A 12,299-nucleotide genomic window follows, 5' to 3' on the forward strand; every position below is an offset into this window, starting at 1 on the left:
TTATTCAGATTACCTATTAAGATAGACGCTACCTTGTATCGTTTTAGTGTCCCCGTCATGAAATTCCAATATATAATAATAAACCCCTACCGGCAAAATGCCATTTCCAATTTTGCGTCCTTGATTTGAGGTGCCATCCCAATCATTCCTGGTGTTGTCACCTTTGTAAAGTACATTACCATACCTATTATAAATTTGCAATTTAAAATTAGGGTAGAGTTCTCTAAGGTTTTTGATAAAAAAAGTATCATTGATATTATCCCCATTAGGACTAAAGCCATCAGGAATAACAATTTTTAAAGGCTCGCAAAGTTCAATGTTGACAGTTACTGCCAAACGGATGGCGATACCACAATTATTTGTGGTCGTGTTTGAAGCGTAATAGGTGGTGCCGTCTACTAAAAGAGTGTCTCCACCATAGGCGGTCCCATTTTCTAGTGCGTCATACCAGGTGATAATAAATCCTCCTATAAGGTTGCTTGTCAAGTTGGCAAGGGTAGGATCATCATTTTCACAAAATGAAGCGCCACCAGTCACCAATTGTGGCGTTTGGGCGTCTTCTACGCTAAATTGCACCATAGGCAGTATACCAGATGCTGTGCCACAATTTGTTACTGGGTTTAAAAGATTTAGAATGGTAAACGTTGTTGTTCCACTAGTGGTCAATTGTGAAGCAGGCAAGATGATAGTTGTGCTTCCATCAGTAATAGTTACGGCTACCGTTTGCTCTAAGGTATTGGCACCTGAAAGTGAATAGTTAAGACTGTAATTCCCGTTGGCAAGTTGCGTTGCACCAGATAAATTGATGTCTACTGCTTCGTCGAGACAAATGGAATTGGCGCTAAGGGTTAGCCCAGTAATATTAGGTTGTGGAATAATGGACACGATCACATTGGCAGAGTCTGTCCCACAATCTGTGGTTACGCTGTAGGTATAGCTACCAGCAGCATCCTTGGTTGGGTCAAAAAAACCAGTGCCACTTACCAATTGAGGGGACCAAGTGCCACCTCCGTCAGCTACACCAAGGCTTACAAATAGATTTTGTGGTGCTTCATTGCTGCAAATTGCCAAACGTCCATCTGATCCTGCATTTGGTACAGGAGCTATAACCACGGTTACCTCAGCAGAGGCATCTCCACAAGGTGCTATTCCTTTAACCGTATAAATGTACTTGCCAGCAAGGTCTTTTGATGGGTCAAAAATATTAGCGCCACCATTTAGCGCAGGTGTCCAAGAGCCCCCAGAATCAGGATTGCCACCCAAGTTGTCGAATAAATTTATAGGTGCACTATTTTCACAAAGCGTCAGAGTACTATTGGTACCTGGTTGCGCTTCAGGATTAACAATTACAGTTATCTTAGCCGTAGCGTCCCCACAAGGAGGCACGCCTTGAACGGTGTAAGTATACTCGCCAGCTAAATCTAGGTCAGGATTAAAAACACCAGTGCCACTTGCCAGAGCAGGAGACCAGATACCACCGGGTTCAGGGTCACCTTTCAGACTGTCAAAAAGATCTTGTTCAGTACTATTGCTGCATAAGGCTAGTGTACCATCCATACCAGGGTTTGAACCCTTAATAACAAAAACAGTTACAGTTGAGGTACTGGGTGCGCAGGCCTTAGAACTAACCCTGTAAGTAAACACATATGGACTATTAGCTTCGGTCAAAGAAGTCATATTTACCGTGCCCGTGTTGCCGTTAGAAATTGGTACTGGTCCAGACCATGTACCTGTAGTAACTGGCGTACCGAGTAGGGCTTCAAATAAATTAATGCTTCCGGAGCCCGTCACACCTAGTTGGCAGATTTCTATTTCACCATTGCTGCCAGCATTATTTGGTTCTTCGAATACTACTGTTACTTCCAAACGTGCGGCACTTTTACAAGGCGGATCAAGAGTTGTAGCGAAATAACTTTGTCCATCAACCAAAGGTGTTGACGGGTCTAAAGCATTGGGAGATGTGTTGGTGAGATACCATTCGTTATCGCCACTAGCTACCAGATCTGCTACGGTATATTGAGTGTCTGAACAAAAAACTTGCAGAGGACTTCCGGTTGGCATAAGAGCTACTCCCACCAGAACTTCAACAGATATTCTTGAAGTTCTACACCCTGTAAATGGATTGGATTGGTCTGCATAATAATAAGTATTGTCTGATAAAATAGTCGTTCCTGCCAAAGCAGTGCCGCCAGTAGATGTAGTGTACCATCTGACATCATTTCCGTTGGCAAACAAATCTGAAATAGTGGCTTCAGAGACATCATCAACACAAACGCCCTGATAGCCTAAGACAATAGGAGGACCATAAATAGTAACATCCACACGTTGCCTTGATCCACAAGTACCTGAAGCGTCATCAGCATAATAATCTTCACCATTAACAAGTCCAATACTATTAGAAAGTGGGGTTGTTGATGTTGCATCGGCATACCAAATCACGCCACCGCCATTATTTGTGGCGCTAAGGTTTGCTATTGTTGGTGTTTCAACATCACAAAAGGTTTGGATAGGGGCAACCACAATAGGACATTGTCCTGCTGAAGTAAAAATCACACCCATTACAGAAAAGAGTGTAATTATGTATTTAGTAAGCAGTTTGTTAAGTAGTGTTTTTTTCATAAATTCAATGGAGCATGCCGTCGATTAGATACTGGTTTAGCATTCCATAACTCAGTTAATTTCTTTAATAGCGTAACCTGAGTCGTAGTGCAATATATAAATTCCATGATTGCCATATCCTCCCTTGGCATTCTTTTCATAATCAAATTTTAAATAGGTGTATGCGGTTACTTGGTTTTCTGCGGAATTTTGAAAACTTCCTTCTTGAGCCATTCTTAATAAGGTGTCCATAGTAATATCAAATCCTAATAGGACATTCTCTGTGGGTATCCTGTCATATTTTTTAAGATAGGCTGCTGTAAAGTTATTCGTGTCTGAGGGCGTTTGAGCAGGCACAAAGGACGGAAAGAGCAACCTCAAGATCTGATATCTCTTTACGGAAACATCACTTTTATCAGGAATCAGGTTAGATTCCATAATAGCAATTTGAATGTCATAATTTGATAACTCGCTCAAAAGAATGTTGGTTGAACTAATGAACACACTGTTTCTTTCACTGTCGAGAATGACAAAGTTAACTTGATTTTTTTTCAGCTTTCCTATCAGTTCGTCCTTACTGAAGGTGCCATTTGTGTCAAGGTCAATAATAGTGGCGTTTGGTGCATGTTCAGCTATAGCGGCTCTACTTTGGTCTCGATCGACATCGCTAATGATAATTATATTGCCTTTTTTGGAACGTAAATAATCCAATATTTTTTTGCGTTGTAGATTGGCAGCTGGCAACGCACTGTATAAATTACTGCTAGGGTTTTGGTTTGCTAAAAGTGAAGCCGTTATAACAGGAATATTATCAGGTTCAATTAGTGCGGCAAGCTCTTCATCAACAGCGTCGTAATAAGGTAGAATAACTGCATCATAAGTAGAGATTTGCTGTAGTTTTGCCAAGCTCTCAATTTCCGGTTTTTTGATTTTATTTTTTGCTTCCAAGATATCAACTTCTATATTGAGCTTGAGCTTCTTGATAGAATCAATGGCGAGGTTGGCGCCTCTGTAAAATTCCAAATGGGATTTTTTGAATTTGTCAGAAACCCTATCAAAGTTGTCGTCTATCTTATAAGATTGGTATTCACTTTGTGAAAAAGGAAGAAAAAATAAAAGTTTTTTTTGCTTTGAAGTGTTAAGTGACGCTGCCAAATTAGTGTATGTCACTGAGGTGTTCACATTGCTGTTGGCAGCAGGTGGTAGGGTTTCAATGGCTTTTTCAACGGGTGCAACGTATTTTTCTGTTGGTTCTTTTTTGGCAATAACAGTGTTTTTAACAACAGCTGTCTTTACAGTCTCATTTGCGTTGTTACTTGCGCTTGTAGTGCTATTAAAGTTATCGGATGGTATTTGAATGGTCTGTCCCACAAGGAGCATCTTAACGATATACGGATTGACACGTTCCAGTTCAGCAATCGTAGTGTTGAATTTTTTGGCAATTCCAAATTTAGTATCCGCTTTAGTCACCACGTAGCTTTCTAACTTTACAGGTAATTTCTTAATATGGTTTTCATTAGCATAATTCAAAATTTGACCTTCTAGAAGTGTTGGGACAATTTGTGGATTTAATGATTCAAGCGCTTTGATAGTCAACCCAAAAGATCTGGCCAAACTAAATTTTGTGTCACCTCTTTTAACGGTATAGGTTGTTTTACCGTCAGATTTAGCACCATTTTGAGGTATGATTAATACGTCATTTACCTTAATACCACTGAGGAGGCCCACATTGGCTTTCTGAAGCTCATCGGTCGAAACCTTGTATGTTTTTGCTATTGAAGCTATCGTTTCACCATCGCTTACAGTATGTCTTTGAAGACTTTCTTGCGAAACACCAGTGTAAAAACTAAAGCAAAAAAACAGTAGTATACAAAACTTAAATAGGCCGTTCATTTTAATCACTAAGGGTTGAAAATTAGTATTGGGGTTACAAATAATCTGATAAAAGTACCAAAAAATCCGACAAGTGAACTATTTCGGTGACTATTTATTTTTTTTAGTCTATTTTTTTCTTAAGTTTAGAGACTTCAGATTCTAAATAAAATAAAAATGGGGAACTGCTGAGACGTCTCTTACAATGTTTCAGCGTTTGATTTTTGTAATAGTCGGTCATCCAATTGCTATAGCAAACAGATGATGTCGTCGAAATTGGAAGTCAGAAAGCAATAATCAGTAAACGCTTATAAGTCGTTCAGCTTTTATTATTGCACCATTCAAAGATGTTGTCCACAGGATGTGCCTTCATTGTAGTGTAAAGGTGTGAGCTAAGATATAATTGCAAGTTCAAAGATGCTAAAAGGACCGTCTTTATAATGCTCAGGTAACTCTTTGTTCCAGTCAATGCTACGAATCCCTTTATAGGTGAATCCACAGTTTTTATAATAGGTATTTATTTTTTCATTTCCGCTATGCGTGTCCAATCTCACATAAGACTTTTTGTTGTCATTTGCCAAATCGATGGCCCATGTAACAATTTTTTTAGTGTAGGCACGGCCTCTAAAACTTGATTTTATAGCAATACGATGAAGATAAATGGCATTGTCAGCACCCATATCTTCCCAAATTACGGGATTGTTATAGGCGATAAGGAAGGTACCTCCAATTTCATCCTCCTCCATGATTTTATAATGGCGATTTTCATTGATTTCTTTTTCCACAAGTGTTCTTTCAAATCCGCGCCAATGTTTGTCAGTGACGGTTTTTTGATAGGCAGTGGCGTCGTCATAAATTTTAAAAATGGCATCGATATCATCCATTTTGCTCAGTAGGATTTTCATCATCAGAAATAGTAATTGTTGTTTTGTAGGGATCTGCTATGAGGCGAAAGTAATTTATATTTTTAGGATTATCACGGTGAATGGTGTATCCTTTTTTGAATCAGGATCATGAATGTTTAACCGAAGGCAAGATCTACTGTTATTGGAAAATTTGTGAGGATAGAACAGATACGCCTATGGCGATAACTTTCATTCAAGTTTGATTTTGGAGAATTCTAAGGAATCAATTATGATGAAAATTTGAAGTGAAGAATGGAGTGCTCCGTAAATACACGTAAAATCGAATAAATTCACAAAGCAATTAGAGGTCAAATACCAAACATAAAAACAGCTCATGAAGATGCGCATTTATGACATGATATTTGAACTCGGATTTATTTATTTCAATCGCTCTATTTTTTTTGTAAGATTTTTTGTCCTTGTCTTGCATTAATTTATAGACCAAAAAACCAAATTGGAGCCCGACTAATATAATTTGCGCTTTCTATTTTTTAATAGTACCGACGCTGTACCTAGTAAAAATGAGGGTTTCATATCTTTTAAATTTTTGAAATTTATATGGTTTGGAAGTTTTGTTGTTTTACATAAGTTAGTTATCACAATTGACCATCCAATTGATTCCGAATCTGTCCGTACATCTGCCAAAATAACCCCATTCTCTTTCTCTAAAATTATGGTGTACCTGACCTTTTTGTGATAATTTCTCAAAGAGATTTTTTGCTTCTTCCACATTATTTATATCAACACTCATGTGGATTTGATTTCCATGGTTTATTGGTGTGTCTGGAGAAGCGTCATAGGCCATGAAATCTACTCCTTTGCCTTTCAGCTCAGCATGTTGCAATTTTTGTCGGTAAGACGATGGCACATCTATTTTTTTATCTTCGTAAGTTTGACGGTTCTTTATTTGGGCATTGAAAAGATCTGCATAAAAACTGAGTGCTTCTTGACAGTTGCCATTAAAGGCGAGGTAAGCTTGTACGTTCATGATTTCTAATTTTCACTAAATTAGGAAGTTCATGATGGAATGGTTGACCCAAATACACTAAGTTTTAGTTCAAATAGAAGGTTTTGAATTTTGACGACTCAAAAAAATTGACGCTTCCGTAAAATTTATATTAAATTTTTGAATGACTAGGAGATACAAAGAGTAGGTCACGATGATGGAATTGCACTTATTTTAGATAGACCAAAGAATTAGATGCAGTTCTGCAGTAAAAAAAAATGAATCATTCTTCACTATTGATGCTGATTGTTCTTAGACCCATTCAACGTCTAATTTTTTTAATTCCATATTCAATTCTGACAACGAAGCGGGGTCAATGAGTGCTATGTTAATTTCTAGTTGACTGTTGTCAGTCTTTAAGATATAGTCTCCCGCAAAGTGTTTGATTTGCCTAATTTCAGTCAGATTTATTTTCTTCGCAAAGGGGCTACCCTTTTTTATAAATCCGTTTTCTAAAGTAAGATATTGATTATAATGTTGGTAAGCATACATGCCGAAGTAAGCCAACGAAAGTACCATCCACAAATAATTGATCCAATCACCCTCATCAGAGCTTAATAGGAATATTTGAATGATACCGAAAATGAACCACAGTGTTCCAAAGATCAATGTAATTCTTAACTGCTTTTTTTGATACCGTATTTTCATATTAATTTTTGTCGTTTTACTGATTGGTCAGTTTAGCTATTTTATAGTCTTCTTTCTTTTTATAGTATTCCTTTTCGCTAATCAACTTATTGTTGAGAAACCAATTTAATTGATGCATAAACGTTTCTTCAGGCAGGTCGGGATCAATTCTCGAATAGGTGTCTCTGCTTTTATTTTTGTCTTACAATTCCAGAAAATTGAAGTCAAAACCAAAATTGTAAATATTGTAGTTAGCAGTTTTCTCATATGTGTGGGCAACGTTTTTCTTGTATGAGCATTTGCGTGCCTCACACGCGAGCAAATAAAAGTACAAAACTCCGCTTGATAATTCCCAAGCCCCGACGCTTCGGGGGTTCTAAATTGGCACTGTCCAATGGCTTATAGGTGTTATGGTTAGTTTATTATCCCAATTTACCTAGCATTATCCCAAGTCCTATACCGTAATATGTTCTGTCTTTATTTAATTGAATCATCGGTGAACCAGATAATCCGAAATATTTTGTTATTGGAAATTCTATCTTTGGATTTATTATTAAACTTAATGTATTGTATTCACGATAGGTATAAGTATAATTTTCTGCAAGATTAATCCCAGCTTCACTATCAACAAATTGCCAATTTCCTGGTTCTTTTATTATGGTGTAACCAACTCCAAATGAAATATTTGCTCTTATAGTAACTCTTTTATTTAGCTTGTAGATTCTACCGAAATCGATTTTATAATTTAAAAAATGGTCATATGGGTTTTTGATTGTAATACTAAATATTTCATTTAGTCCTCCGCTATAATTGTCAGGTTGTGATTTGGGTTCTCTAACATTCCCTGTAAAGCCAACTATTAGAGAATATTTATTTTTATAAACATAATTTAAAGCGTAGTCAACTCCGAAATAGTTTCCCATGTTTAAATCTATTGTCAAATAATATGTGTTTACCTCGTTGTTTTGTGCAGATATAAAATGACTATTAACAGCAATTAAAATTATTATTAAAATCTTTTTTTTCTATTTTTTAATACTAGATTTTTGTCTCAAATTAACCGCAACTTCTATATCCCAGCACCATTAGTACCCGTCACAAAACATAATAGTGGCACAAGAGTACAAGTTACTTTTTTTTAATTAGCAATGTAAGAAAATAAAACATTCAACCATACAGTTTGTTATATTTATCAAAACCATATAAAGGGTTAATGCTTAACGTCAACCCATGAAGAGATAGCAAAGGTTTTCACAATGATAAGATTCTTAATTGGCCTGTTATGTAAGTGATAGACTCATCAAACCCCACTCAAATCTAAAACATGCTCAGGAGAGATACTTTTATCCAACCCACTCACAATCCTCGAGGTATCATAATTAGTGCTCTGTACAATTAAATGACCTAAAATATCATTTACATTAGAAATGGTGACGTCTTTATCAATAAATCCGTAGCCTTCATAAATGCCATTGACGAGGTAGATAAAGGCATCTTCAGTTTTGTTTCTGCCTTTGAGCTTGTAGATTTTACGCGCTTTCCTATTTCCAAAATTATAAAAGGCAAGCTCAAAACGTTTGTTGTAATGGGCAATAGATTCGTCGCCGGCACAGACACAAGGGTTATTTTTAACGGTGTAATTACTGCAAGGGCCTTTGACGTTTTCCAGGCCGCAGTGTTTTCTGCACAAATCATAGTCAGAACAGAAGTTATCAAGCGATTGTTTTACCGATAATCTGTTGAAATATCGTTCAGGCATATTATCCTTAATATCCTTGCGGGTGATCTGTAATTTAGAAATACCCTTGGCCGTTTTGCTTTTATTAATAATATAAGGCGCAGGATCTGCCACCTGTTGGGTATTATAAATGGGTTTCAGCACTTTTATATTAGCCGATTCTATAAGCTGGGCTAGAATATCATTCCCTGAATATTCCACATTGATACTCTTGACTTTTGGGTAATCAATGGTGCTGGCTTTGGTTTGTTTGGAGAAATGACTTTGTAAACGCTTCCTAATGTTTTTAGCTTTTCCCACGTAAATCACCTCTTTAGATTCATTAAGAAAATAGTAAACTCCGGGTGCCATTTTGTATGTTGACAGCTCAAAATTGGCGGATAAAGAAGAGGTTGGCGCAGCAACTTGCTGGAGCTCAAAACTTTCATTGTGGTAAATGCGCATCAGCTCCACATAGGCTTCAGCGTATACCAAACCGTGCATGACATCATTGCCATGACGTTGTATATAAGCGTCGATAGCATTCGGTTTATCTTTAGCGACACCGTAAAACAAATATTTTGGATTGAGATTAAAATTATAGCCAATAGTCCTGAATTGAGATTTGAGAAGTTGAAATTGTTTGGCATCTGAAAACACCAAGGGGTTATTCTGAAAAATTTCAATCAATTCATCGGCACTATCGCAAAATGGGGGAGCAGCCAACAGTTCCAATCTGTCAAGATGGTGTTGCTCATAAGTCTTTTTGGGAATGACGCTTTCAGGTCTGAAAGTAAACGTGGCGGTTTCTAAACTGTCATCGTTTTTCAAGGTCAGTCTATACGGAATAACGCCTTTTTTGCCCGTAGGTATCGTTTGCAAATAAATAAAAATCATATGAGCAAAAATAAGAAGTTTTAGGGCGCGAACTGAAAAAACTGTTGGAATGGCTGCGGCTAGTATTGAATAATCAATAGCTAAGCGCTGCAATTAAGGCTTCGGTTTTTACCCAAAAGTGATGTGTGGTTATTTCTTTTTTAAACGATTACGAAGCATACACAACACGCCAATTTCTTCTTTAGAAAGACTTTCGGCTTTTTTGAGCAACTTGTTTATTTCTTTTTCGAAGTATTGCAGCGTTCGTCCTTGGGTATAATCGTCAATAATACGCGGATCGATATAAGAACTTCTTGCCACCGATGGCGTGTTGCCCAATCGTTCTGAAACCCGATTAACAGCTTCCTTTATATTTTTATCCAACAAATTTTGATCCTTTTCCACGACAATGCCCAACTCGTCCAAAGCAATTGCGGCTATCATAGTTCCTGCCCAGGTTCTAAAATCTTTTGCTGAAAACTCTTCGCCCATCACTTCGCGGATATACGTATTGAGATCATCGCTTTTTACGTCAATGATGTTATTGTCTTCATCAAGATATTTAAAAATTTCATAGCCTGGCATATCATCAATTTCCTGAACAATTTTGGCTAATTTTTTATCTACGACATGCTTTTCTTGTTCCTGACCTGACTTGCCATTATAGCTAAAAATCATTTCGTCTCCTTCAATAGTAAGATGTTTGTGCCGTAACGTGGTGAGGCCATAGGTGGCATTTTCTTTGGAATAGGTTTCACTCCCCGGTCTGAAAAAGGCCGATTCCAGCAATCGGAGCATGGTGGCCATCACTTTCTCCCGATTCAAGGTTCGCTTCCGTAAATGTTGACCCGTAACACGACGCATATGTTCCAATTGATCGGCAAAACTGATAATCCGATCAAATTTTTTGGAATTTTGTTTTTCCGTATAATTGGAATGGTAGATGTATTGTTTTCGGTCTTTATCGTCACGACCAGTCACCAACAAGTCGGCTTTTCTATTTTCATCAATTTCCACATCTGTCCAAGCTGGGGGAATAACAAGGGATTGGATCCATTTACGGATGTCTTTGTCTGTAATAGTCCTACCATTCTTATCTTGGTAAGTAAACCCTTTCCCGTGTTTTTTTCTATGGTACATTGCCGTTTTTATTTTAAAAGTAGAACAAAAAATGTAGTGTTTCTTTAAAATTGTGTTCTTCTTAAGAATTTTGATCTGTTACGAAATATCGGAAGAAGAAAAATGTCCGAACCTATCTACTGCTGCACTTTAAATTTTTGATGGTACCCAAGGATTTTCTAGCTCATCGCAATAATTGTGACACATACAAGCCTCACAAAATGTTGGATACTCCTAATCTTTTATTTTAAACTTTCCACTGCAAAAAACACATTTAATTCTTAAGTTTAGGCTTTAATAAAATAAAGGGTGTTAATAACAACTCTCGTTTTTTTTTCATGACATTCAGCATATTATAACTCCACGGATTCTTTAGATATGAAAATACTCCACACTTCAGACTGGCACATTGGCAAACAGTTGCATAAAATTGATTTATCGCCAGATTTAGAATTGTTCTTTGATTGGCTCTTGGCAAAAATTAAAGAAGAACACATTGATGTATTGTTGGTTTCAGGAGATGTTTTTGATCAAGCAAATCCGTCACAAGCCTCGTTAAAGCAGTATTACAATTTTTTAAAACGGATGATTGGGACAGATTGTAAAATCATCATTACTGGCGGGAACCATGATTCGGCCTCTGTTTTAAATGCCCCTAAAGAAATTCTCGGCTTTTTGAATATTGATGTGGTTGGTGGTGCACCAGAAAACATCAGCGATTTATTTTATAATTATCGTAAAGGAGAGGAGCAGGTGGTTATTGCCGGCGTGCCTTTTTTAAGGGATAAGGATATTAGAAAGTCAGTGGCCGGAGAATCATATAACGATAAAATAGAGCAAATAAGGGAAGGCATTAAAGCTTATTTTTCGGCCATTAATACCCATTATACTCAGCATTGCCAAGGCCTTTGTTTTATAGTGATGGGTCATTTATATGTTCAGGGAGCCCATGTATCTGAGAGTATGAGAGATATTCAGATTGGTAATCAGGCCAGTGTTAAAGGTACTATTTTTGGAGAAGAACCTGATTATGTGGCGTTAGGTCATATCCATAAACCGTATGCCGTTTCAACTTTAAAGAACGTCCATTATTCCGGCTCTCCCGTTTGTTTGAGTTTTAGTGAAAAAGAAGAGGTCAAACAAGTCAACATTATTTCAGTTACTGGTAAACATGTCGATGTTGACATCGTTCCCATTCCTAAGTTTCGAAATTTAGTAGCGTTTCAAGGCACTCTTGAAGAGGTCAAAACACAATTACAAAAGTATTCTCTGAGCAGCCAGCTCATTTCATTAGCAGAAATTATAGTGAATGAGCCAGACGAAAATGTCCAAATTCGTCAGGATTTGGAAGAACTATTAGACACTCATGACAACCCTGAACTCAAAATCATAAAATCGAAATTAAATTTTATAAATAAAGTACGAGGCGCTTCTGAAGCGTTTCAACCAGGAATAAGCGTGGCTGATGTGACGCCTATGCAAATGTTCGAAAAACGACTGGAGCTTGATGGACACCAAGAACATACCGATGAGTTAAAAAATGCCTTTCGTCAAATTTTAGAAGAACTCAATCTTTAAG

Annotated in this window: 9 protein-coding genes; 1 reads left to right on the forward strand and 8 read right to left on the reverse strand. The window is 37.2% G+C overall.

Annotated elements, in window-relative coordinates; all coding sequences use genetic code 11:
- Nucleotides 1-9 precede the first annotated feature (9 nt).
- The 8 genes from A9996_RS06680 to A9996_RS06715 all read right to left on the reverse strand — a co-directional run bounded on the left by A9996_RS06680 (nucleotide 10) and on the right by A9996_RS06715 (nucleotide 10,741).
- Nucleotides 10-2,619 carry a T9SS type B sorting domain-containing protein gene (locus A9996_RS06680; protein WP_083993871.1) on the reverse strand — a complete coding sequence of 870 codons (2,610 nt, stop codon included), beginning with the start codon at nucleotides 2,617-2,619 and terminating at the stop codon, nucleotides 10-12.
- A gap of 51 nt (nucleotides 2,620-2,670) precedes the next feature.
- On the reverse strand, nucleotides 2,671-4,491 hold the full coding sequence (locus tag A9996_RS06685; protein ID WP_066432517.1) for a LysM peptidoglycan-binding domain-containing protein: 1,821 nt from the start codon (nucleotides 4,489-4,491) through the stop codon (nucleotides 2,671-2,673).
- A 371-nt stretch (nucleotides 4,492-4,862) separates the two neighbouring features.
- Nucleotides 4,863-5,378, reverse strand: coding sequence for a GNAT family N-acetyltransferase (locus A9996_RS06690; protein ID WP_245905244.1), 516 nt, complete (start codon nucleotides 5,376-5,378; stop codon nucleotides 4,863-4,865).
- 586 nt (nucleotides 5,379-5,964) lie between these two features.
- The gene (locus A9996_RS06695) at nucleotides 5,965-6,363 is read right to left on the reverse strand and encodes a VOC family protein (protein WP_066432524.1); all 399 of its coding nucleotides are present in this window, start codon (nucleotides 6,361-6,363) and stop codon (nucleotides 5,965-5,967) included.
- A 270-nt stretch (nucleotides 6,364-6,633) separates the two neighbouring features.
- Nucleotides 6,634-7,029, reverse strand: coding sequence for a hypothetical protein (locus A9996_RS06700; RefSeq protein WP_066432526.1), 396 nt, complete (start codon nucleotides 7,027-7,029; stop codon nucleotides 6,634-6,636).
- A 401-nt stretch (nucleotides 7,030-7,430) separates the two neighbouring features.
- On the reverse strand, nucleotides 7,431-7,949 hold the full coding sequence (locus A9996_RS06705) for a hypothetical protein (protein WP_146608902.1): 519 nt from the start codon (nucleotides 7,947-7,949) through the stop codon (nucleotides 7,431-7,433).
- A 359-nt stretch (nucleotides 7,950-8,308) separates the two neighbouring features.
- Nucleotides 8,309-9,715, reverse strand: a complete 1,407-nt coding sequence (locus A9996_RS06710; RefSeq protein ID WP_245905243.1) for a GIY-YIG nuclease family protein — start codon at nucleotides 9,713-9,715, stop codon at nucleotides 8,309-8,311.
- Nucleotides 9,716-9,751: 36 nt separating this feature from the next.
- The gene (locus A9996_RS06715) at nucleotides 9,752-10,741 is read right to left on the reverse strand and encodes a DNA topoisomerase IB (RefSeq protein WP_066432530.1); all 990 of its coding nucleotides are present in this window, start codon (nucleotides 10,739-10,741) and stop codon (nucleotides 9,752-9,754) included.
- A gap of 357 nt (nucleotides 10,742-11,098) precedes the next feature.
- Between A9996_RS06715 and sbcD the strand changes: the two genes are divergently transcribed.
- A complete protein-coding gene (sbcD, locus tag A9996_RS06720; protein ID WP_066432535.1) occupies nucleotides 11,099-12,298 on the forward strand; it encodes an exonuclease subunit SbcD in 1,200 nt (399 codons plus the stop codon).
- Nucleotide 12,299: the final 1 nt, after the last annotated feature.

Source organism: Gelidibacter algens, assembly GCF_001678675.1.
GTDB classification, from domain to species: Bacteria; Bacteroidota; Bacteroidia; order Flavobacteriales; family Flavobacteriaceae; genus Gelidibacter; species Gelidibacter algens.